Source organism: Pseudomonas sp. CM27, assembly GCF_013179515.1.
GTDB lineage: Bacteria > Pseudomonadota > Gammaproteobacteria > Pseudomonadales > Pseudomonadaceae > Aquipseudomonas.
The window spans coordinates 1-24,596 of sequence record NZ_JABMCN010000033.1; the positions used below are offsets into that span (position 1 = coordinate 1).

Below are 24,596 nucleotides of genomic sequence, written 5' to 3' on the forward strand. Positions count from 1 at the left end.
GCACGCTGAGCAGCGAAAACTCCTTGGCGGTCAGCTCCAGGCGCTGGCCGGCACGTGTTGCCTTGCGCGCCATCAGGTCGATCCACAGGTCGGCCACTTGCACCTGCAGCGGCTCGTGGCTGCTGCTGCGCCGGGTCAGGGCCTGCAGGCGGGCAACCAGTTCGAGGAACGAGAACGGCTTGCCCAGGTAGTCGTCAGCGCCTTCGCGCAGGCCGTGGATGCGGTCTTCGACCCGTTCGCGGGCGGTCAGCATGATCACCGGTGTCTGCTTGCGCGCACGCAAGGCGCGCAGCACTCCATAGCCGTCCAGGCCGGGCAACATCACGTCCAGCACGATCACCGCGTAATCGCGTTCCAGGGCCAGGTGCAGGCCATCGATGCCGTCGCGGGCCAGGTCGACGGTAAAACCCTGTTCGCTCAGGCCGCGATGCAGGTAGTCGGCGGTTTTTTCTTCGTCTTCGATGATCAGCACACGCATGGTCTTGTCCTAACTGGCACTTGGCGCTGCCGCCCGGGCAGCCTGGCGGCGGTGGAACAGGCGCTCGAGGGTCAAGTATATGACCGGGGTGGTGAACAGCGTCAGCGCCTGGCTCACCAGCAGGCCGCCGACCACCGCGATACCCAGCGGCTGGCGCAGCTCGGCCCCGGTGCCAAAGCCGAACATCAGCGGGACTGCGCCAAGCAAGGCGGCCAGGGTGGTCATGATGATCGGCCGGAAGCGCGTGAGGCAGGCCTGGTGGATTGCCTGCTCGGGTGTCAGGCCGCGATGACGCTGGGCTTCGAGGGCAAAGTCGATCAGCAGGATGCCGTTTTTCTTGACGATACCGATCAGCAGCACCACGCCGATCAGCCCCATGATGCTGAAGTCCTGGCCCATCGCCCACAGCAGTATCAGCGCCCCGAGGCCCGCCGAGGGCAGGGTGGAGATGATCGTCAGCGGGTGAACGAAGCTTTCGTACAGCACGCCGAGAATGATGTACACCGCCACCAGCGCTGCCAGGATCAGCCATGGCTGGCTCGACAGCGAGCTCTGGAAGGCCTGGGCCGCGCCCTGGAAATTACCGCTGATGGAGTCGGGCATGCCCAGCTCGCGCTGGGTGCGTTCGAGGATGCTCACCGCATCGCCCAGGGCCACGCCGGGGGCCAGGTTGAACGACAGGTTGGCGGCCGGGAACAGGCCGTCGTGGCTGATCGACAGTGGCCCGGTAGTGGGCGGCGCCACATGCGCCACGGCTGAAAGCGGCACCATTTCGTTGGTCAGCGGCGAGCGCAGGTAGAAGAAGTTGAGGCTCTCGGCCTTGCCGCGCTGGCGCGCATCCAGTTCGAGGATCACCTTGTACTGGTTGGTCTCGGTCTGGAATTCGCTGATCTGCCGTTGGCCGAAGGCGTCGTACAGTGCCTGGTCGACGTCGGTGGTGGTCAGGCCGAAGCGTGCGGCAGCCTGGCGGTCGATGTCGATGCGGGTGACGCTGGCGCCCAGTTGCAGGTCGTTGGACAGGTCACGCAATGCCGGGTTTTCCCGCAGGCGTTCGGTCAGGCGCTGGGTCCACAGGTTCAACGCTACGCCGTCGTTGCTCTTGAGCACGTACTGGTACTGGGTGCGGGACGGGCCAGAGCTGAGGTTGATGTCCTGGCCAGCCCGCATGTACAGGACGATACCCGGCACCTGGGCCAGCTTGGGGCGCAGCCGGTCGATCAGCTCGCTGGCGGACACATCGCGCTCGCCGCGCGGCTTCAGGGCGATCCAGAAGCGGCCGTTGGCGATGGTCTGGTTGCTGCCGGTGACGCCTACCGAGTGGGAAAACGCGCGCACGGCCGGGTCGGCCTCGATGATTTTGGCCAGCGCCTGGTGCTTCTCGATCATCGCCGGGTACGACACGTCCGCCGCCGCTTCGCTGGTGCCGAGGATGAAGCCGGTGTCCTGCAGCGGGAAGAAGCCTTTGGGGATGGCCACGTAACCGGCCACCGCCAGGGCCAGGGTCACGCCGAACACGCCCAGGGTCAGGCGCTGGTGGGCGAGGGCGCGGTCCAGGCCCTTTTCGTACCACCGCACCAGGCGTTCGCCAAAACCGCCCTGGTGCCCGCCGGGCGGGCGGCGCATGAACAGCGCGCACAGGGTCGGCGCCAGGGTCAGCGAGACCACTACCGAAATCAGGATGGTGGCGGTGGCGGTGAGGGCGAATTCCTTGAACAGACGGCCGACCACGCCGCCCATGAACAGCAACGGAATGAACGCCGCAATCAGCGAGAAACTGATCGACACCACGGTAAAACCGATTTCGCCCGCGCCCTTGAGCGCCGCCGTGCGGCTGTCTTCACCGGCCTCCAGGTGGCGGTGGATGTTTTCCACCACCACGATGGCATCGTCGACCACGAAGCCCACTGAAATGACGATGGCCACCAGGGTCAGGTTGTTCAGGCTGAAACCGAGGATGTACATCAGCGCGCAGCTGGCGATCAGCGACACACCAAGCACGCTGGACACGACCATGGTCGCCGACCACTGGCGCAGGAACAGCGCCATCACGCCGATCACCAGGGCCACGGCGATCATCAGGGTCAGTTCCACTTCATGCAGCGAGGCGCGGATGGTTTGCGTGCGGTCCTGCAGCACCGACACCTCGACCGAGGCCGGCAGCATCTCCTGCAGCTTGGGCAGGGCGGCCAGCACCCGGTCCACGGTATCGACGATATTGGCGCCGGGCTGGCGGAAGATCACCAGGTTGAGCCCGGGCTGGTCGCCGGACCAGGCCTTGACGTAGGCGTTTTCGGCGCCGTTGATGACCTTGGCCACGTCCTTGAGGTGCACCGGGGCGCCGTCGCGGTAGGAAACGATCAGCTGCGCGTAGTCCTCGGGGTGAAACAGCTGGTCGTTGGCGGCGATGGTCGACACGTTGTGCTCGCCGTACAGTGCGCCCTTGGCCAGATTCAGGCTGGTCTGCTGGATGGCCTGGCGCAGGTCGGCCAGGGTCAGGCCGATGGCGGCGAGTTTTTCCGGCTGGGCCTGTACCCGGATCGCCGGGCGCAGTTGCCCGGTGATGTTGATCAGGCCAACCCCTTCGATCTGGCTCAGCTGGCGGGCCAGCAGGGTTTCGGCATAGTCGCTGAGGTCGTTGCCGGGCATCTGGTTGGAGCTGACGGTCATTACCAGCACCGGGCTGTCGGCCGGGTTGACCTTGCGCCAGGTCGGCGGGTTGGGCAGGTCTTGCGGCAGGCGTGCGGTGGCTGTGTTGATCGCCGCCTGCACTTCCTGGGCGGCGGTGTCGATGTTCTTGTCCAGGGTGAACTGCAGGATCAGGGTGGTCGAGCCCAGCGCGCTGCTGCTGGTCATCTGGGTCATGCCGGGGATGGCACTGAACTGCACTTCCAGCGGGGTGGCCACTGAGGAGGCCATGGTTTCCGGGCTGGCCCCAGGCAACTGGGCGGTTACCTGGATGGTCGGGAAGTCCGCTTCGGGCAGCGGTGCCACCGGCAGCCGCGGGAAGGCGATGGCGCCCAGCAGTACCAGGGCGAAGGTCAGCAGCAGGGTGGCAATGGGGTGGTCGATGCACCAGGCCGAGACACCGTTGCGCGTGTTCATGGCTGGCTCCGGCGGTCGGCCATTTCCGACGGTACAGGGGCATCGGGGGCCACCTCGACATGCGAGCCAGGCTTGAGCCGCGACTGCCCATCGAGCACCAGGCGCTCGCCCGCCTTGACCCCGGCGATGATGTTCAGCCCGCTGTCCTGGTACAGCACCTTGACCGGCACGCTGGTGACCTTGTCGCCGTCCAGGCGGTAGACAAAGTGCCCGTCGACGCCGCGTTGCACCACCGGTGGTGGTACCACCAGGGCGTTTTCTTCCACGGCTGTGCGCAGGCGAATGGTGACCAGCTGGCCCGGCCACAGGCGGCCGTCCTTGTTGTCGAACTCGGCCTTGACCCGCACGGTGCCTGTGTTGGCGGAAATCTGGTTATCGATCAGCGCCAGATGGCCCTCGCCCAGCAGGCTGCGTTCACCATCGGCGTCCATATAGGCTTGCACCAGCGCCGGGGTGGGCGCCTTCAGCAGGCCCTGCAGGGTCGGCAGCATCTGCTGCGGCAGGGCGAACTCGACGGCGATCGGGTCGATCTGGGTGACGCTGAACAGGCCCTGGGTGTCGCTGGTACGCACCAGGTTGCCCGGGTCGACGTTGCGAATACCTACCCGGCCAGTGACCGGAGAACGTATTTGCGTGTACGACAACTGCACCTCGGCATTGGCGATGGCGGCCTGGTTGCCCTTGACCGTGGCCTGCAACTGGTTGACCAGCGCCTGTTGCTGATCGAGTGTCTGTTTCGACACGCCATCGTCGCTGCTGAGCAGGCGGTAGCGCTTGAGGTCCACCCCGGCCACCTGGATCTGTGCCTGGCTCTGGCCCAGCTGCGCACGCGCCTGGTCGAGGCTGGCGCGGATGGAGCGGTCGTCGAGGGTGGCCAGCAGGTCGCCTTCCTTTACCCATTGGCCTTCCTTGACCAGTACCTGGGTCAATATCCCTTCAACCTGCGGGCGCACCTCGACGCTGTGCAGCGACAGCACCGAGCCGATCGCGCTGGCGTAGCGCGGCACGTCCTGCTGGACGACACTGACCACGCGCACGGGGATGGCCGTCGGCGCCCGGGCAGTGGATGCCGGTTGGCGCTGGCTGAACCAGATGCCTGCTAGCACCAGGACGAGCAGCGCCAGGGCGGCCAGGAAAGCAGAGCGGGACGAACGTCGCATCGGTGCGGGGACCTTGGCCAGAGGGGAAGAGGGACGGTTGTCTGTACTTCATCTTATAGCCCCCGAACCCGGTCGGCAGCGTGACCGCTGGCTGACAGCCTTGTCAGTTTCGCGGGCCTCATCGCCGGCAAGCCAGCTCCCACAGGTTCTGCACAACCTTCAAGACATGTGCAGGACCTGTGGGAGCAGGCTTGCCGGCGACAGCGCCGGGCCTGTTTCTCTAAAAACCGATGAAGGCGTAATACACCGGGGGCTCGTTGGTAGTGTGCAAACCCTGCTCCCGCAAGCTCGCCACCAGCGCTTCGTCTTCCACATGCAAGGTCCACTGCGCCCCGTCATCTACCGGAATCTGCGCCAGCGCGTTAGCAAACGCACCCATATCCGGCAGGTAAGCCGTAAACCCGTTGCCCTTCAGCGCGCTGGTGGTCATGCCCAGTGCCTGGCACACCGCCACCTTGGCAGCAATGTCGTCGCGGTCGGCTTGCCGCGACGCCTGCACCAGCGCCTGCAGCCCGGCATCCACCAGTTGCGTGCCATGGATCAGCTCAGGCCCCTGCTGCCAGGCTTCAGGCGGGCAATCCTTGCTATCGGGCCGTAGCGGAATATGCGGGTTGATTTCCACCGGGTAGATCCGGCACACCAGCGGGCGCTGTTCGTAGATCGTGCACAGGTCGTTGTCATCGAGGTTATGGCAGCGGCCCGGGTTGAAGGCCGCGAACGTTACCGAAACCCGCGCATCGCCAGTGCCGCAGGGCACCGCGTGCGAGCGGCGCAGCACATGCTCGCGCTGTTCGGGCGGCATGCCAGGGCCATCGACCACGAACGCCTCGATCAGCACCACTACCTGGCCCGCAGCATCGGCCCAGCGGCGCGCTTCATCGAGGGTGAGCGGTACATGGTGGCCGGTGCAGCATTTGCCGCAGCCGGTACAGGCAAAACGCACGCTGTCGGTCACTTGGCTTCCGGGTTCCATTCACTGACAAACGCCCGCTGGTGCTGGCGGTCGTACAGGCACAGCTCGGTGCCGCTGCGCTGCTGCATGTGTTTTTGTGGGTAGACGCCTTCGACCAGCAGGGCGCTCATGCCCACCTGGTCATCGAACTCGGCGGGCTTGCCACGGGCATGGGCGTCCTTGAACTGGCTGGCGGCCAGGCAGGCCTTGAGCATCTGCTGGCGCTGCTCGTTCCACGCCTGGCTGCTGGAGGCATGAGCGACACCGCTGAACAGGGCGCAGCCAATCAGGATGGAGCTGAAAAACTTCATACGCGGTTCCGGCAGTTTTCTTCGGAGGGACGCGAATTATGCCCGACTCACCCTTGGGGGCAAGCTGGGGGTTTTGTCTCTGAATATATCAGCGCTCGGCGAACACAACGGTTCGCGCCGCCACCACCAGACAGTCGGTCAGTTCTGGCGAGGAGAACTTGGTGAGGATGGCATTGGCCCCGGCCTGGGTCGCTTTCTCGCTGCTCATGGCGCTGTCCAGCGAGGTGTGCAGCAGCACGTACAGGTGCTGGAAGTCAGGCGTTTCGCGCAGGGTGCGGGTGAACGCGTAGCCGTCCATTTCGCTCATCTCGATGTCGGAGACAATGATGTTGATCTCCTGCGCGGTGCCTTGCAGTTCCAGCAACACGTTGATGGCGTCCTTGGCACTGCGCGCGGTGTGGCATTCGATGCCGAGGTTGCGCAGGGTGTGCAGCGACTGCTGCAGCGCCACCTGGCTGTCGTCCACCACCAGGATGTTGGCGGCGGCGAGCAGGCTGGCGTCTTCTTCGTTCAAGGCGCCGTGAGCCGGTTCGGCCACGGGTGGGGCGATGGAGTGGATGACTTTTTCGATGTCCAGCACCTGCACCAGGGCATTGTCGACCCGGGTAACCCCGGTGATGAACGAGCGGTTGCCCGAGGCAAAGGGCGGCGGTTTGATGTCGGTACTCAGGCAATGCACGATGCGGCTGACCGCCTGCACATGCAGGCCCTGGCGCGAGCGGCTGATCTCGGTGACGATCAGGCAGCCGCCAGCCGGGTCGGCCAACGGTTGCTCGCCGATCGCGCGGGACAGGTCGATGACCGACAGCGAATGGCCGCGCAAGGTCGCCACGCCTTTCACGTTGGGGTGCGATTCGGGCAGCTTGGTCAGCGGCGGGCAGGGGATGATCTCGCTGACCTTGAGCAGGTTGATTGCCATCAGCTTGCCGCTGCGCAGGGTGAACAGCAGCAGGGACAGCGAGTCCGCGCGGGCATTTTGGGTGGCCATGGTGACCTTCGGTGGGAAACAGGGGATAACCGGTTATCGGCCTGGTCGGGCCTGGCTTTAGGTGTGTATTGCCTGTTCTGGCCTAATCGCCAGCAAGCCAGCTCCCACAGGTACTGTGCTGGCTTCGAGGTGATGCTGTACCTGTGGGAGCTGGCTTGCCGGCGATTGGGCCGCAAAGCGGCCCCGGCCAGTTACCGCTCCCGCAGGGCCTCCTTGGCGCGGTTCAACGGTTTGATCAGGTAGTCGAGAATGGTCTTCTCACCGGTCCGGATATCTACCGTGGCGATCATCCCTGGCACGATCGCAAAATGCTTGCCGGCCTTGTTCTGCAAGCTGTCCTGCTCGGTGCGGATGAACACCCGGTAGTAATAGATTTCCGGCTTCACCTCATCCTGCAGGGTATCCGGCGAAATTCCCACCACCTTGCCGTCCAGCCCGCCATACACCGAGTAGTCATAGGCACTGATCTTGACCTTGGCCGCCTGGTCCGGGTGGATGAAGGCGATGTCACGCGGGGCGATGCGGGTTTCGATCAGCAGGCGCTCGTCCATCGGCACAATCTTCATCACCTGGCCACCGGGCTGTACCACGCCGCCCAGGGTATTGACCTCGATGTCCTTGACGATGCCGCGCACTGGCGAGCGCAAGGTCAGGCGGGTGAGCGAGTCGCTGCGCCCCCGCACCACTTCGGACAGGCTGTCGGCCTCGGCGCTAGCTTTCGCCAGCTCTTCCCGGGCACGCACCAGGTAATCCGAGCGTGCTTCGTTGGCCTTGAGTTCCAGCTCAGAACGCTGGCGGTTCAGCCGGATCACCTCGACCCGGCTGGAGGCGCCCATTTTCGCCAGGTTCTCGGTAATCTTCAGCTCGCTGCGTACCAGTTGCAGCGAGTCTTCAATGCCTGCCAGGGTCTGTTCCAGCCCGCGCCGGCGGGTCTGGTACAACGCCGTTTCGGCCTCGATCAGGTCTGGCGAGTCGCGCAGGCTTTCGGGGAAGCGCAGCGGCTTGCCCGTCACCTCGGCCTGCAGGCGGGCCTGGCTGGCCTTGGCGGCGCGGTACTTGGCTTCGCTTTCGCCCACACTGGAGGCGGTCTTGGTAGGGTCGAGCTGGGCCAGTATCTGCCCGCGCTCGACCAGGTCGCCCTCGGCCACGCTCATCTGCGCGACGATACCGCCTTCAAACGACTGGATCACCTGCTCCCGCGAACTGGGGATCACCTTGCCGGTGCCGGTGGACACCTCGGTCACCTCGAACCAGGCCGCCCAGCCCAGGAACGCCGCCAGCATCAGCGCGCAAATGGTGATGATGCGTCCGGCGCGGAAGACCGCCTGGTCGTCCTGGCCGTCCAGGTAGGAGGCCGGGAGTTCATGGTTGCTCATGCCTGCGCTCCTTGCAGTTTGGCCAGCGCCGCATCGCGGCTGTCGTCGATGACGATGCGCCCGCCGTCGAGCACGATGATGCGGTCTACCCGCTGCAGCACGCTCAGGCGGTGGGTGGCGATCACCAGGGTGCGGCCCTGGCAGAAGCGCTCCAGGTTATCCAGCAGCTTGCGCTCGGTCATGTCGTCCAGCGACGCAGTCGGCTCGTCCAGCAGCAGCACTTGCGGCTGGCGTACCAGCAGGCGTGACAGCACCAGGGCCTGGCGCTGGCCGCCAGACAAGCCCAGGCCACCTTCGAGGATCAGGTGGTCCATGCCCTTGGGCAGGCGGCGGACGAAGTCCAGAGCGCCAGTGGCGGCCAGTGCGGCCACCAGTTCCTGGTCGCTGGCCTGGCCGGCGCCGAGGGTGAGGTTTTCCCGCAGGGTGCCGTGGAACAACCGCGAGTACTGTGCCAGCAAGCCGACGTCACGGCGCAGGTCGGCCGGGTCGAGGTGGGCCATGGCGATGCCGTCCAGGCTGACCTCGCCTTGCACCAGGTCCATGGCCCCGCCCAATGCCTGCAGCAGGGTCGATTTGCCCGCGCCGTTGCGCCCCAGCACGGCGATGCGCTCGCCGGGCTGGATGTCCAGCTGGCCGATATTCAGCACCGGTGGGGATTCTTCGCTATAGCGGAAGTTGGCCTGGCGCAGGCGGTACTCGCCGCGAAGCGCCGGCACGTGCACGCGGGCTTCGCCTTCCGGGTGGTCCACTGCCGACTGCATCAGTTTGTCCAGGCCTTGCAGGGCTACCTTGGCCTGCTGCCAGCGGGTCAGTACGTGGGTCAGCTGAGCCAGCGGCGCCATCATCCGCGACGACAGCATCGACGCCGCTACCAGGCTACCGGTGGTGAGGTCGCCGGCGATGACCATGGGCGCGCCGACCACGATGACCACGGCAAACACCGCGCCTTGCACGTTCTGCGTCCAGGTCACCAGACCATTGGTGAGGGTGCGCAGGCGCAGGTTGGTATGGGCGCAGGCGGCGTTGTACTGGTTCCACTGCCGCTCGAAACGCGCTTCGGCCTGCAGTGCCTTGATTTCGTCCAGGCCTTGAATGCTTTCTACCAGCATGGCGTTGCGCAGCGCCGATTCGCGCATCGAGGCATTCGCCAGCCGCGCCAGGCGCCGTTGCGCCAGCAGCCCAGGCAGCACCATGGCCAGCAGCGCCACTAGCGGGATGAATACCAGCACACCACCGATTAGCCAGAACACGAACAGGAACAGCAGGAAGAACGGCAGATCGGCCAGTGCCGTGGCGGTACTGGAGGTGATCAGGTCGCGGATCGATTCCAGCTCGCGCAGCTGCGATATGAACGAGCCGGTGGATTTCGGCCGCACCGAGTTGCGCAGGCGCAGGGCATGGCCGTAGACCAGGTCGCTTACCCGCAGGTCGGCGCGCTTGCCGAGAAGGTCGGTCACCTTCAGGCGCAGCAGGCGCATGCTGAAGTCGAACACCAGCGCCAGCACTACACCGCCAAACAGCACGTACAGGGTTGGCAGCGATTCGGCCGGGATCACCCGGTCGTACACCTGCATGGAAAACAGCACGCCGGCCAGCGCCAGCACGTTGGCCACCAGCGAGGCGACCATCACCTGGCCATAGGGGCGCAGGTCGCGCAGCACGATGCGGGCGAACCAGTGGCGGTCGTACGGCGCGGTGTAGTCATCGGTGCGCACGTCACGCAGCGGCCGTGCCGGGCGCAGCAGGGCGACGCGGTTGATACGGCCCTTCAGGCTGTCGCGGGGCAGGCGTGAGGTCAGGCCCTGGTCACCGGCGAAGACGACCGCCAGGTCGTCCTCCTCGGTCACCGACTCGACCACCGCCAGCTGGCCATCGTCCAGCTCCAGCACCAGCGGCGTGCGCCATTGGCGCAGGCCCTTGGCATCGAAGCGTACAAAGCGTAGCGCCAGGCCGGCCTGGCGGGCCATGTGGCGAAGGATTTCGTCCAGCGGGCGGGCATCTTCGATGGCGGCGAGGCGGATACGCTGCGGCGAGACGTCGAGGCGGTAGTGGTGCGCCACCTGCAGCATCACCTCAAGCCAGGGGCCCAGGTCTGGCCGGTGCACGGCGGCCTGGTCTGGCGCCTTGGCCTGGTCGGGCAGGGTCACATTGATCGGATCACTCATGGCTGGATCTCCACACCTTGCAGGTTGCGCCCTTCAAGGCCAAAGGCCGTGCGCAGGGCGCCGGTGTTGTACAGGCAGTCGACATCCAGGCGCAGCAGGTCGGAGCGGGTGCCGGCAAGTTCGAAGCGTGACTGGTAGATCTCGCCCTCGGCGTTGAGCAGGTCGAGCAGCGGCCGGGTGCCCAGGTCCAGGTACTGGCGGCCGTAGAGCATGCGGGCTTCCTGAATGCTGACCTGGCGCGCTTCCAGTGAGGTCAGGCGGCGGCCCAGCCCGGAGGTTTGCGCCATGGCCTCGGCCAGGCCACGACGGGCTTGCAGGCGTGCCGCGTCTTCGGCGGAGTCGGCGGCGGTCAGCGCATGGCCGGCGGCGCGGCTGCGGGCGCTGATGGCGCCGCCCTGGTAGATGGGCACCTCGACGTTCAGGTAGATACCCGCCTGGGTGCGGTCCATGCGCGAGTTGTCGCGGTTGTAGTCGTCGTCCAGGTAATGGTTGACCTGTGGTTGCAACGACACGGTCGGGTAGGCCTCGGCCTTGGCCTGGGCCAGTTCGGCCTGGCCCTGGGCGCGCTGGGCCAGGGCCATCAGCACTGCGGGCAGGCGGTCATCGCCCTGCGCCGGCCGCTTGCAGGCCTGGTTCAGTGCGGGGGGCGATTCTTCGGCCAGCACCGGTGGGGTTACCCGCCCCATCAGGGCGGCCAGGGTCGAGCGCCAGCGTTCGTACTGCGCCTGGTATTCCTCCAGCGTGGCGCGGGCGCTTTCCACGCGGGACTCGGCCTGCACCACATCGGAGCGGGTGCTGGCGCCCATGTCGCTGCGCTGGCGGGCCATGCCGGCGATGTCGCCAACGCCGCGGATCTGATCGCGGGCGATCAGCATCAGTTGTTCGTAGCGACGGGTTTCGATCCAGGCATAGGCGGTGTCGCGGGCCAGGTCATCCACCACCAGCAGAATGTTGGCCTGGGCGCGGGCGGCGGCGGCCTGGGCAGCGCTGACGGCACTGTCGACCTTGCCAAAATCGTACAGCATCTGTTTCAGCGACAGGTTCAGCGCCTGGCTGTTGCGGTCGCCGCCGTAGCCGGTGTCGTAACCGGTGCGGATACCGCCGGAAATTTGCGGGTAGTAACCCGCGCGGGCAACGTTGATACCTTCGCCCTGCTTGTACAGGTTGCCGATCGCTTCGGCGATGCTGGGGTGCCATTGCGCTGCCTGCAGCACGGCTTCGCTCAACCCCAGGCGGTCGCCACCGGCGACCGGAGCCATCCCGGTAGCGGGGCGTGCGGGCACAGCTTCGGGCGCATCGCGTAGCAGCGATGGCCCGATCTGGCGCAGTTGTGGGTCGATGTCATCGGCTGCCTGGGCAACCGTGTGGAAATTGAGGGCCAGGAGCCCGCAGGCTCCCAGCAACAGCGGTGACAGCGGACTGCTTCGCTTCACATAGTTCCCTTACTGCTGGTCGTCCATGCCGCCGGGCATGTGCCCGGCGGGATTGCGGCGGCCTCAGACAACGTGGATTCCGTTCTGCACCCACAGGTGGTGGCTTGGATCCTCCTGGGCCGTGTATTGGTTATAGTCGACCCCGTCGGCGGTTTGGTACCCGACCAGGGTCCAGTTGTCCGTCATGTGAACCGAGTCTTTGTCGTCCCCCTTGATGATCAGTGTGTCGGTGCCGGTTTCGGTGATTGCCACCACGTCCGCCAGGTTGAGGGTCAGCGCCACGGAACTTGTGTCGTTGAGGTCGATGATTTCAATGTCATGCACCCGCCCGGCCACGTTACCCAGGTCGATGCTGGCATCGCCGCCGCCCCACAGCAGGGTGTCGGTACCGCTGCCACCCTCGACGCTGGCGAAGTTCTGGTCGACTACCACCAGGGTGTCATTGCCGGCACCACCCTGCAGGGTGATATGCCCGCCCTGGCTGCCATCGAGGTGGTCGTTGCCGTCGGTGCCGGCGATCACATCGGTGGTGGCTGCCAGGCTGGCCAGCGCAACCGTTTCGTCACCGCTTTCAGACAGCAGCGAAGTGGTGGTGACGAGGCCGGCGGCGTTGTCCAGGTTGACGGTGAGCGTTGCCGTGTCGGTGCTGCCGTTGGGGTGGGTGAGCTCGTAGGTGAAGGTGTCGTGCTGGCCGACCGCCGCCGAGGTCAGCCCCGAATTGAGGGTGTAGGTGTAGCTGCCGTCGGCGTGCACCAGCAACGTGCCGTAGGTGCCGGCAACGCTCACCCCGTTGTAGCCCGGGATGGTGTAGGTGTTGGCCGCCGTCAGCACGCTCAGCACGGTCAAGGCGGAGCCGACGTTGTCATCCGTCAGCAGGTTGCCGGTGGCCGCCGTCGCGCCGCTGACCACGAACTCGGTCAGGTGCGTGGTGGTGGCGTTGAGGCTGGTGGTGATTGAACTGAGCAAGCCGATGCCGCCCGCCGTGACACGTACGTGGTAAGTGCCGGCCCCCTGGTTCTGGAAGGTATACCCCGCACCGCCACCCAGCAGGCTGATCAGCGAGCCACCGTTGACCGTCTGCACCAGCACGTACTGGCCGGTAGCCGGGTTGAGCTTGAGCAGCTCGATGGTGGTGCCGTTGAGCAGGCTCAGCAGGTTGCTGGAGTTGACCACCACTTGCAGGTTGGCCGTGGTATCGGCGGCAACCGTGGCGGTGTAGGTGGCCTGCCGCGAACCAATTACAGGCAGGTTCAGCACGCCGAGCGTGGCGCTGCTGGTGTCTACCCGGTTGGCCAGCGTCAGGTCGCTGAAGGCGACATCGTTGACGGCATCGACTACCGTGGCTGGCGCAGCGTAGTTGATGTCGCTCCAGATCTCCGTGGCCTGCGGGCTGTCGATGCGCACGTACAGGTTGGCGGCATCGGTCACACCGTTCGGGTGCGCCAGCTGATAGCTGAACACATCGACCTTGCCGACGCTGGCCGGGCTGCCGTTAGGGGTGTAGGTGTAGCTACCGTCGGCGCGGATCACCAGGGTGCCGTACAGGCCCTGGACCGTGGTGGCGGTACCCGCCGTGACATAGCTGCCGTCCTTCAGCACTTGCAGCACGGCGGCGCTGTCCGGGCCACGGGCATCGACGCTGCCGTCGGTACCCACGTCGGTGATGACGTTGCCGGTGGTGGCAGTGCCGGTGCCGGTGAACTGGGTCAGGCTGGTGGCCGTGATGTCCAGCGTGGTTGTGACCTGGGTGGCGACGCCAATGCCGCCGCTACCCACGGTCAGGCGGTAGTCGCCTGCCTGCAGTTTGCCGATATCGACCTGCAGCCCGATGGGCAGCACGATCAGGTCGAGCAGCCCCTGGGTGTTGCCGGTGGCGAGGGTCACCCAGGCGCCGCTGGCGTCTTTCACCTGCAGGGTGAACGAAGCGTTGTTGAGTAGCGCCAGCACGCTGTTGGTGGTCAGGGTCAGGATCGGGTCGACCGTGGTGCCTGGCTCCACGGTCCAGGTGAAGGTCTTGGTGAAGCCCGACAGTACAGTCAGGAAGCTGTCTGTGTAGGTCTTGGTGGCGCTGACCGGTACCAGGTCGACCGTGGCCGTGGCCAGGTTGTCGCTGGCGATGACCGGCGCGTTCGCATCCACATCCGGCGCGGTGATGTTGACGTTGCCCGACACGTTGCCGCGGGGGTCGCTCACCGTCACCGAGAGGATCTGGCCGTTGTCCTGCGGCGGGGCCAGGGTCACGGTGAAGCCGCCGTCCGGGCGTACGGTTGCGGTCTGCAGCACGGTGCCGTTGGCGCTCCGCACGGTAACCGTGGCACCCACCTCGCCGGTACCGGTGAGGGTCGCGCCGTCGGCGCTGATCAGCAGGTTACCGGCAGCGGCTGGCGGGGTCAGGTCCGGTGCGGTAAGCGCGGTGCCGGTGGACACGTTGCCGGCGCTGTCGGTGAGGGTGACGCTGAGCGCCTGGTTGTCGATCTGGGCTGCAGTCAGGCTGACCACGAATGTGCCATTGCTGGCCACCGTCGCCGTGCCCAGCACGGTGCCGGCGCTGTTGCGCACGGTGACCGTGCTGCCGACCTGGCCAGTACCTGTGACCGAGGTGCCGTTGTTGTTGATGGCGGCAACCGGTGCAGCTGGCGGGGTAGTGTCCGGGGCAGGCAGGTTGACGCTGCCGGACAAGTTGCCAGCGGCATCGGCCTGCCGCACCACCAGCAGCTGCCCGTCGTTCTGTGCGGTGGTCAGGGTGATGGTGAAGCTGCCGTCTGCTTGCACCACACCGGTGCCAACCTGGCCGTTCGGGCCTTGAACGGTAACCGTCGCACCTGCCTCGCCACGGCCTGTCAGCACCGTGCCGGTGCCGTTGATTTGCACATTGGTCGGCGCGGCTGGCGGCTGCACATCGATGGCGGTGAAGCGGGTGCTGCCCGAGTTGTTGCCCGCCACATCGGCTTGGCGTACGCCCAGTACCTGGCCGTTGAGCTGCGCGCTGTCCAGAGTGATGCTGAACGCACCACCGGCATTCACCACACCACTGCCGATCACGTTGCCGGCAGCGTCACGCACGGTCACCGTGGCACCGGCTTCACCGCTACCGGTCAGCACCAGGCCGTTGCTGGACAGGGCCGTCACCACCGGGTTGGCTGGCGGCGTAACGTCGGTGGCCTGCACGAAGGTAGGCTGCGACTCGCCGCCTACCAGTGCCACCGCAGTAACACTGATGTGCTGGCCATTGAGCAGAGGCGCGCTCAGCTGGAGCTCGAAGGTGCCGTTGAGTGTGGCACCCCCGGTGCCGATCAGGTTACCTGCGGCATCGTAGACGCGAATGCCGGTGCCACTGGGCGCACTGCCCGACAGCGTCAAGCCGTCGCTGCCCAGCGTCACGTTGCTCGGTGGCACGGGTGGGGCGATCAACGGGGTCACGTAAGTGGCCACCGCCGAGGTGTTGAAACCGTCGGATTGGGTCACCGCCAGCGTGGCCAGTGAACCGGCCGCCGGCACCAGGGTGATCTGGAAGTTGCCGGCGGCATCCACCTCACCCGTACCCAGCACCGCCCCGCCGCGGCTCACGGTGACTGTTGCGCCTGCCTCACCTTTACCGGTCAGTATGTTGAAGGTGTTGTTGATGCCCAGGTCGGTAACCAGTGCCGGTGGCGAGGTGTCGTTGGTCTGGTAAGCCGCTGGCAGCGATGCGTTGCCTGCTGCGTCCGTGGACACCACGCTCAGCAGCTGGCCATTGTTTTGCGCCGGGCTGATCGGCACGGTGAACTGGCCGTTATCACCGACCACCACCTCGCCGACCACGTTGTTGTTCGGCCCGCGCACGGTGATGGTGCTGCCTGCCTCGGCAGTACCGGTCATCGAGGTACCGGCCGGGTTGAGCAACAGGTCGCTCGGCTGCACAGGTGGCGTCAGGTCTGGTGCAGTCACCACCAGTGGCGCGGACGGGTTGCCGGTCGCGTCCTGGGCAATCAGGGTGAGCTGCTGGCCATTGATTTGCGCCGTAGTCAGGTCGATGACGAAGGTGCCGTCCGGGTCGACTGTCACCTGGCCCAGCAGGTCGCCATTGTTGTTGATCACGGTGACCCGTGTGCCGGCCTCGGCGGTACCGACCAGCTGTGTGCCGCTGTTGTTGATGACTGCAACGACGGTGTCCGGTGGCGTGATATCTGCTGCCGACACAGTGCTGATCGGCGAGATGTTGCCCGTGCCATCGGTCAGGGTTACCTGCAGCACCTGGCCATTGAGCTGCGCGTCGTCCAGGTTGACCGTAAAGGTGCCGTTGGCGGCGACCGTGGTGGTGCCAATCTGAGCCGTGCCGACGAACACCTGCACGGTGGCGCCCGCTTCACCGACGCCGGTAAGCACATCGCCCGCTGCGTTCAGCTGCAGCTCGGTGGCTGGCACAGGCGGCGTGAGGTCTGGCGCCCGCACTTCGACCGGCTCGCTGACGTTGCCGGGTGGATCGGCCTGCTGTACCGACAGCACTTCATCGTTGATCTGCGGGGGTGACAGTTCGACGCGGAAGCTACCGTCGGCAAGCACCGTACCCGTGCCCAGCAGGGCACCGGCGGCATTGTTCACGGTAACCGTTGCCCCGGGCTCGCCCAGGCCGGTGACCACGCTGCCGTCGGTGTTGACGCCCACCTGGGTGAGCGCTGCCGGCGGGGTAAAGTCCGGCGTCAGCAGGGTTGCCACCGCCGACACGTTGCCGGCGCCGTCGGCCTGGGTGAAGCTGAGCAGTTCGGCGTTGCCCAGTGCCGGGTTCAGGGTGATGGTGAAGTAGCCACTGGCATCGACCACGGCGCTGCCGATTTCGTCGCCGGCCGGGTTGGTAACATTCACCAGCGCGCCAGCTTCGCCACGGCCGGTGAGGGTGACGCCATCACCGGAAATGGCCAGTTCGCCTGGTGCGGCGGGTGGCGTGGTATCCGGCGCAGTGACGGCGCTGGAATCCGACTGGTTCCCAGCCGCGTCGGTCAGTACCACATTCACCTGCTGGCCGTTGGCTTGCGGCGAATCGAGATTGACCTGGAAGCTGCCATCAGCGCGCACTGTCGCGGTGCCCAGCACGCTGCCGTCGCTGGCCAGGACCTTGACTGCCGCCCCCGCCTCGCCGGTACCGTTGAGCAGGCTGCCGCCCCCGGCAAAGGCCAGGTTCTCGGCGGCATCCGGGGCCACCCGATCGGGTGCGATCAGGCTGACGCTGTTGGACTCGTTGCCGGCAGCGTCCCATTGCACGGCGCTGATCTGCTCGCCGTTGATTTGCGCGCCGCTCAAGTCGGCGCTGAAGTTGCCGTTGGCATCGACCAGTGCAGTGCCCAGGTCGACACCGCCTTCACCCGTGACGGTAACGGTAGCCCCAGGCTCGCCGCGGCCACTGAGCACCAGGCCATCGTTGGACAGCACCAGGTTGGTCAGTGGTTGCGGCGCGGTGGTATCCGGTGCCTGCAGGCTGGCCGGCAGCGATACCGCCCCATCGGTGCCCGTGGCACTGACTTGCAGCAGCTCGCCGTTGGCCTGCGCACTGCCCAGATTGACGGTGAAGGTACCGTCGTTGGCGACCGGGCTGGTGCCCAGCAATACGCCGTTCGGGCCGTACACGTTGACTGTGGTGCCAGCTGGTGCGGTACCTGTCACCGACAGGCCGTCGGCCGCCAGTACCAGGTTGTCCGGCGTATCAGGCACGAGCACGCCCGGTGCCGTGACGTTTTGCTCAGGCGATACGTTCTGCGCAGCGTCCGCTTGCACCACGCTCAGGCTTTCGCCGTTAATCGCGGCCGGCGACAGGCTGACGCTGAAGTGCCCGTCGGCAGCCACCGTGGCAGTGCCCAGCGCAGTCCCGTCCGCTGCCCGCACGGTGACAGTGGCGCCTGCCTCGCCGTTGCCAGCCAGGGTAGCGCCGTCAGCAGATACCGCAAGGTTGCTCACGGCGGCGGGTGGCGTGGTGTCGGCTGCGGCGTAGGGGGCTGCCGGCGATACATTGCCGGCAGCATCGGTTGCCGTGACCTGCAAGGCCTGGCCATTGGTCTGGGCGCTGTTCAGGGTGACCTGGAAGGTGCCGTTGCTGCCGGCAACTGCCGTGCCCAGAACGTTGCCGCTGGCATCGCGAACAGTCACGGTGCTGCCGGCTTCGGCGTTACCGGTCAGTTGCAGGCCGGTGGCCGCCAGGGCCAGTGCAGTCGGTGTGGCCGGTGGTGTGAAGTCAGGCGCGGTGACCGCCACGGCGCTGGAAGTGTTGTTGCCTGCGTCGGTCTGGGTCACGCTCAGCTGCTGGGCATTGAGCTGGGCGCTGGTGAGGGTCAGGGTGAAGCTGCCGTTGGCAGCGACCAGGCCGGTGCCGATTATGGTGCCATCCGGGCCGCGCACGCTCACCGTGGCGCCAGCTTCGCCCAGGCCGGTCAGGGTCAGTCCGTTATTGTTCAGCGCCACATTGGTCAGCGCTGCTGGCGGGGTCAGGTCCGGGGTCGCCACGTTGACCGCTGGCGAGGTATTGCCGGCGGCATCCACTTGCGTGACGCCGATGGCCTGGCCGTTGGTTTGCGGGGTGTCGAAGGTCACCGTGAAGCGCCCGTCGGCGCCTACCGTGGCCGTGCCGAGCACAGTACCGGCGGCATTGCGTACCTGTACCGTAGCACCCACTTCACCGCTGCCGGACAACTGCCGGCCGTCCTGGCTCAGCGCCGGGTTGCCGATGGCTGCAGGCGGCGTGCGGTCTGGCGTGGCCAGGCTGGCCGGACCGGATACGTTGCCGGCGGCATCACTGAGGGTGACCTGCAGTGGGCTGCCGGTGGTTTGTGCGCTAGGCAGGGTGACCTGGAACTGGCCGCTCTGGTTGACGGTGCCGGTGGCCAGGATGGCACCACTGGCATCGCGCACCGTGACGCTGGCGCCCGCTTCGCCCTGGCCGCTGAGCACGGTAGCTGCGCCGTTGAGGCTGAGATTGCTGGCGGCCAGCGGTGCCTGCAGGTCGGGTGCCTGCAGGCTGGCGGCGAGCGATACGTTACCTGCGGCGTCGGCCTGGGTGACGATCAGGTTCTGGCCGTTGGCGACCGCTGGCGTGAGGGTGACGGTGTACAAGCCGTTGCTGCCCACGGTGGCGGTACCGAGCACAGTGCCCTGGGTATCGGTCACGCGTACGGTAGCGCCGACTTCGCCCTGGCCGGTCAGCGTACTGCCGGTCCGGTCGATGGCTGCGGTCGGTGCATTCGGCGCCGTGGTGTCGTTGGCCACCAGGGTGGCTGGCACCGAAGGCTCGCCGTCGACCGTGGTGCGGGCGCTGACTTGCAGGGTCTGGGCATTGAGCTGGGCGTTCTGGAAGAACACGCGGAAGGTGCCGTCGCTGCCGACGGTGGCGGTGCCCAGGGTGGTGCCCCCGGAAGTCACGGTGATCAGCGAGCCGACGGTGCCCTGGCCGGTGAGCAGGAAGCCGTCGGCGCTGATGCTCAGGCCGGTAGGCGTTGCGGCTTCGGTGCCGGTAGGCCCGGCCACTGGCACTTCAGTGGAAATATTGCCCGCCGGGTCGATGACCACCACGGTGCCGTTGTCGCCAGCGGCCAAGGGCGGGTCTACCGGCACCACGAAGGTGCCGTCCGGGCCTGCGGTGCCGCTGCCGACAGGATTGCCGTCGGCGTCACGCACTTCCACGGTACTGCCTGGCTCGGCGCTGCCGCCCACGGTGGTGCCGTCCGGGCTGACGATAATCCCGGTGGCTGGCAGTGGGTCGGTGGTGTCTGGCGCAGTGGTGGTGATTGGCGCCGAATCGTTACCGGCAGCGTCGGTCACGACCACGGTCAGTGTCTCGCCGTTGGTCAGCGGGTCGGTCAGTGGCACGCTGAAGCTGCCGTCCGGGTCGACCGGTACGGTGACCACGTTGCCCGCGCTGTCGGTCACAGTGACAGTGCTGGCGCCCGGTGCACTGCCGGTGACGGTGGTGCCGTCATCGCTGACTGCCACCTCGGTAGGCAGGGCCGGCGGGGTGATGTCTGGTGCGGTGACTGGGGTGCTGTCGGAGACGTTGCCGGCAGCATCGGTCAGGGTCACCTCGAGTACCTGCCCATCAAGCTGTGCAGGCGCCAGCGGTACGGTGAAGTTGCCACCCGCCGGTACCACCACGCTGCCGAGCAGGTCGCCGGCGACGTTGCGTACTTCGACGGTGCTGCCTGCTTCACCAGTGCCCTGAATGGCGTTGCCACCCGCGGTGATGGTGAGGCCTGCCGGTGCGGTTGGCGCAGTATTGTCGTCGGCCGTGAAGCTGGTCGAAGGCGAGGCGTTGCCGCCTTCATCGATCAGCACCACCGAGACTGTTTCGCCGTTGGTTTGCGGTGGGGCTATCGGTACCTGGAAGGTGCCGTCGCCGTCCACCACCACGGTGCCCAGCAAATCCCCGGCACTGTTGCGTACTTCCACGGTGCTGCCTGCTTCGCCCTGGCCGCTGAGCAGCGTACCTTCTTCGTTCAGGCCAAGGCCCTGGGCCGGCAGCGGTGCCTCGAGGTCCGGAGCGGTCACGGTGTCGGCAGGGGAAGGGTTGCCGGCGCTGTCCGCCTGGGTGACGGTCAGCGTCTGGCCATTCACCTGCGCAGGGTTGATGGCCACGCTGAAGCTGCCATCTGCCTGCACGGTGGCGGTGCCCACTACCGCGCCGCCGGTGCTGGTGACGGTGACTTGCGCCCCGGGTTCACCGGTACCTGTAAGGGTAGTGCCGTCGCCCGACAGGCTGAGGGCGCCGGGAATCGCCGGAGCCTCGCTGTCGGGTGCCGCCAGATCTACGGCCGCCGACAGGTTGCCGGTCGGGTCGCGCTGCTCCACGGTCAGCGCCTGGCCGTTGGTCTGTGGCGGGTCAAGGGTGATTTCGAAGGCGCCGTCTGCGTCAACCACAACGCTGCCGAGCGCACTGCCATCCGGGCCGCGCACGGTGACGGTGGCGCCCGGCTCGCCGTTGCCGGTCACCGTGGTGCCGGTGTCGTCGATGGCCGGTGTAGTGACCACTTGCGGTGGCGTGGTATCTGGCGCGGTGAAGTCTACCGGGCCTGCGCTGTTGCCGAGGTTGTCGGTGGCGTCCACGGTCAGGCTTTCGCCGTTGCGTTGGGCGGTATTCAGGGTGACGTCGAAGCGGCCGTCCGCGCCCACCGTGGCGGTACCCAGTACATTGCCGTCGGCATCGCGCACGGTGATGGTCGAGCCGCTCTGGCCCTCGCCGGTCAGGTGGATACCGGCGGTATCGATGGCCAGGCCCGAGGGTTGCAGCGGCCCGTCCAGGTCAGGGGCATTGATGGTGGCGGTCGAGGTGTTGCCGGCGTTGTCGCGCAGCACCACGTCCAGTTCCTGGCCGTCGGTTTGCGCTGGTGCCAGCTGCACGCTGATGACACCGTCGGCGCCCACCTGGGCATTACCCAGCACATTGCCCTGGGCGTCGATGACCTGCACCGTGGTACCTGGCTCGCCGCGCCCGGTGAGGGTGCTGCCATCGTTGCTCAGCTGCAGCTCGGTCGCTTCGTTGGGCGGGGTGATGTCCGGTGCGCTGACCTGGGTCGGCAGCGAGCTGTTGCCATCGGCATCGATGGCCACCACGTCGAGTGCTTCGCCGTTTGCCTGAACCGGCGTGAGGCCAATGGTGAAGCTGCCGTCCTGGCCGACTTGTACGCTGCCGACCACGTTGCCCTGGGCGTCCCGAACCTCCACCAGCGAGCCTGCCGGGGCGGTGCCGCTGACTGCACTGCCATCGCCTGCTACTACCACGTCGCTGGGGCTTTCTGGCACGGGTGCATCCGCCACGATCACGCCCAGGCCAACCGAAGGGTTGCCAGCGGCATCGATCTGCACCAGCACGATGGTTTCGCCAGCCGCCAGCGGGGTGTCGAGATCGACCACGAAGGTGCCATTGGCGGCGACGGTGCCGGTGCCGATCAGGTTGCCATCGGCATCACGCACTTCGACGCTGGCCCCGGCTTCGCCGCGACCCGATACGGCCAGCCCGCCCGCACCGGCTGCCACGTTGGTGATGATGTCCGGCGGGGTAATGTCCGGCGTCACATAACTGAGCGGCACGGAGGTATTGCCAGCCGCATCGATGACCGTGACGGTGACGGTCTCGCCGTTGGCCTGAGGTGGGTCGAGGGTGAGGGTGAAGCTGCCATCGAGCTCGGCGATGGTGTTGCCGATCAGGTTGCCGTCAGCATCATGCACTTCCACCCGCGCGCCAGGTTCGGCGCTGCCCACCAGGGTTTCACCCTCGGTCAGCACCAGCCCTGCCGGTTGCAGTGGGGCCACGTTGTCCGGGGTAAGCAGTGGGGCTGGCGTGGACACGTTGCCGGCGCCATCGGTCAGGGTCACCTGCAGGGACGAACCGTCCACCACCGGGTCCGGCAGTTGTACGGTGAAGCTGCCGTCCGGCTGCACGGTACCGCTGATCAGCAGCTCGCCCTGGTCGTTGCGCACTTCCACGGTCGCGCCCACTTCGCCGCGGCCCGACACGGTAAGGCCGTCGTCGCTGATGGCCAGGTTGCTGGCCGGTTCCGGCGGTGTGATATCGCCGCCATTATCGACGATCGGCGCGGTAACCGTGCCGGCCAGGGAAGCATTGCCGGCAGCATCGGTAGCGGTGACCTGCAGTTGTTCCCCAGCCACTTGCGCTGGGCTAAGGGTGATTTCGAAGGCACCGGTGGCACCCACCACGACACTGCCCAGCTCGGTAGTGCCGTCGGCCGCCAGTACACGCACGGTGCTGCCCACTTCGGCGCGGCCGGTGACGACGGTGCCGGTCGGGTTGACCACCAGGTCGCTTGGCTCCAGCGGCGCGGTGATGTCCGGCGCGGAGACTTGTACCGGTAGCGACGAAGTACCGTTATTGTCGATGGCCACCACGTCCAGCAGTTCGCCATTGGCCTGGGCCGGGTCGAGCACGACGGTGAAGGTACCCTCGGCACCTACAACGATGCTGCCCACCAGGGTGCCGTCAGCGTCATGCACCTCGACGCGGCTGCCCACCGGGGCCGAGCCGCTGATGCTGGTGCCGTCCTCGGCCACCACCAGCTCGCTTGGGCTGGCAGGTGTGGTCACCAGCGGTACATCGTAGTCCAGCGCTGTCGATGCATTGCCGCTCGCGTCGGTCTGCACCAGGCTCAGGCGCTCGCCCGGCAGCGCGGCAGGGTCGAGGTCGAGCAGGAAGGTGCCGTTGGCGGTCACCGTGTCGGTGCCGATCAGCGCGCCGTTGGCGTCGCGCACCTCGACGGTGGCCCCGGATTCACCGCGGCCGCTCAGGGTCAGGCCGTCGGCGCCGACCACGATGTTGCTGACCACCGCAGGTGGTGTGATGTCCGGTGCATCGAACTGCAATGGGGTGGAGGTATTGCCGGCAGCATCCACCAGGCGGATGTCGAGCACTTCGCCATTGGCCTGGGCAGGCGACAAGGTGACGCTGAAACTGCCGTCCTCGTTGACCAGGCCGGTGCCGATCACGTCGCCAGTGGCGTCGCGCACCTGCACCGTGGCGCCTGGCTCGCCGCTACCAGTCAGGGTAACGCCGTCGACCAGCTCCAGGCCCGACGGTTGCGCAGGGGCTTGCAGGTCCGGGGTATTCACTGTACCCGGTTCGGATTCGTTGCCGGCGGCGTCGGTCAGCACCACTTGCAGGCTGCTGCCGTCGTTAACCGGCGGGTCCAGGGTGAGCTGGAAGGTGCCATCCGGGTTGACCGTGCCGTTGGCCAGCACGTTGCCTTGGGCATCACGTACTTCGACGCTGGCACCGGCCTCGCCACGGCCGTTCAGCTGGCCACCGGCCAGGCCGATGACCAAATTGGTCGGGGGCTCTGGCGGCGTGGTGTCGCCGCCGTCGATGTCCGGTGCGGTGACATTGCCAGCGGTGGAGGCATTGCCGGCAACGTCGGTGGAGGTGACTTGCAGCTGCTCGCCGTTCACTTGTGGCGGGTCGAGGGTGATGCTGAAGCTGCCGGTGGCGCCGACTACCACGGTGCCCAGTACGGTGGTGCCGTCGGCTGCCAGCACACGCACGGTGCTGCCGGCTTCGGCACGGCCGGTAACCACGGTACCGTCGCCATTGATCAGCAGTTCGCTCGGGGCGACCGGTGCGGTGATGTCCGGTGCGCTTACCTGTACCGGCAGGGACGAGGCGCCGCTAGCGTCGATGGCCACCACATCCAGCAGTTCGCCGTTGGCCTGGGCCGGGTTGAGGATGACGGTGAAGGTACCTTCGGCACCTACCACGATACTGCCCACCAAGGTGCCGTCAGCGTCATGCACCTCGACGCGGCTGCCCACCGGGGCCGAGCCGCTGATGCTGGTGCCGTCCTCGGCCACCACCAGTTCGTTCGGGCTGGTCGGGGCAGTGGTCAGCGGTACTTCGAACGCCAGAGCTTCGGAGGCGTTGCCGGCGGCGTCGGTTTGCACCAGGCTCAGTTGCGCGCCTGGCTGGGCGGCGGGGTCGAGGTCGGCGATGAAGGTGCCGTTTTCGCCGACAGTAGCAGTGCCGATGACGGTGCCGTCGGCATCGCGCACCTCCACGGTAGCACCGGCCTCGCCACGGCCACTGAGCACCAGGCCATCGGCGCCGACCACGATGTTGCTGACGGCGGCTGGCGGTGTGATGTCCGGGGCATCGAACTGCAGCGGTTCGGAG

Annotated in this window: 10 protein-coding genes; all 10 read right to left on the minus strand. The window is 66.7% G+C overall.

Annotated features, from left to right (window positions below; translation table 11 throughout):
• A partial coding sequence (locus HP547_RS06355; RefSeq protein ID WP_172285771.1) for a response regulator occupies positions 1–478 on the minus strand: 478 nt, incomplete at its 3' end.
• 9 nt (positions 479–487) lie between these two features.
• Entirely contained in the window at positions 488–3,580 is a 3,093-nt protein-coding gene (locus tag HP547_RS06360; protein WP_172285772.1) for a multidrug efflux RND transporter permease subunit, read from the minus strand.
• Complete coding sequence (locus HP547_RS06365; RefSeq protein WP_172225968.1) at positions 3,577–4,740, minus strand: efflux RND transporter periplasmic adaptor subunit; 1,164 nt, start codon at positions 4,738–4,740, stop codon at positions 3,577–3,579. The genes HP547_RS06360 and HP547_RS06365 overlap by 4 nt, the downstream gene beginning before the upstream one ends.
• A gap of 220 nt (positions 4,741–4,960) precedes the next feature.
• Positions 4,961–5,695, minus strand: coding sequence for a YkgJ family cysteine cluster protein (locus HP547_RS06370; RefSeq protein WP_172285773.1), 735 nt, complete (start codon positions 5,693–5,695; stop codon positions 4,961–4,963).
• Positions 5,692–6,003: a hypothetical protein gene (locus HP547_RS06375; protein WP_172225962.1), complete on the minus strand. Its 312-nt coding sequence runs from the start codon at positions 6,001–6,003 to the stop codon at positions 5,692–5,694. Before HP547_RS06375 ends, HP547_RS06370 begins: the two co-directional genes overlap by 4 nt.
• Positions 6,004–6,091: 88 nt before the next feature.
• A complete protein-coding gene (locus HP547_RS06380) occupies positions 6,092–6,991 on the minus strand; it encodes a chemotaxis protein (RefSeq protein ID WP_172225959.1) in 900 nt (299 codons plus the stop codon).
• A gap of 191 nt (positions 6,992–7,182) precedes the next feature.
• Positions 7,183–8,367, minus strand: coding sequence for an HlyD family type I secretion periplasmic adaptor subunit (locus tag HP547_RS06385; protein ID WP_172285774.1), 1,185 nt, complete (start codon positions 8,365–8,367; stop codon positions 7,183–7,185).
• Positions 8,364–10,532 carry a type I secretion system permease/ATPase gene (locus tag HP547_RS06390; protein ID WP_172285775.1) on the minus strand — a complete coding sequence of 723 codons (2,169 nt, stop codon included), beginning with the start codon at positions 10,530–10,532 and terminating at the stop codon, positions 8,364–8,366. The genes HP547_RS06385 and HP547_RS06390 overlap by 4 nt, the downstream gene beginning before the upstream one ends.
• Positions 10,529–11,965 (minus strand): TolC family outer membrane protein, encoded by a 1,437-nt coding sequence (locus tag HP547_RS06395; RefSeq protein ID WP_172285776.1) that lies wholly within the window; start codon positions 11,963–11,965, stop codon positions 10,529–10,531. Before HP547_RS06395 ends, HP547_RS06390 begins: the two co-directional genes overlap by 4 nt.
• A gap of 63 nt (positions 11,966–12,028) precedes the next feature.
• Positions 12,029–24,596: BapA/Bap/LapF family large adhesin (locus HP547_RS06400; protein ID WP_172285777.1), on the minus strand; the 12,568-nt coding region annotated here is incomplete at its 5' end.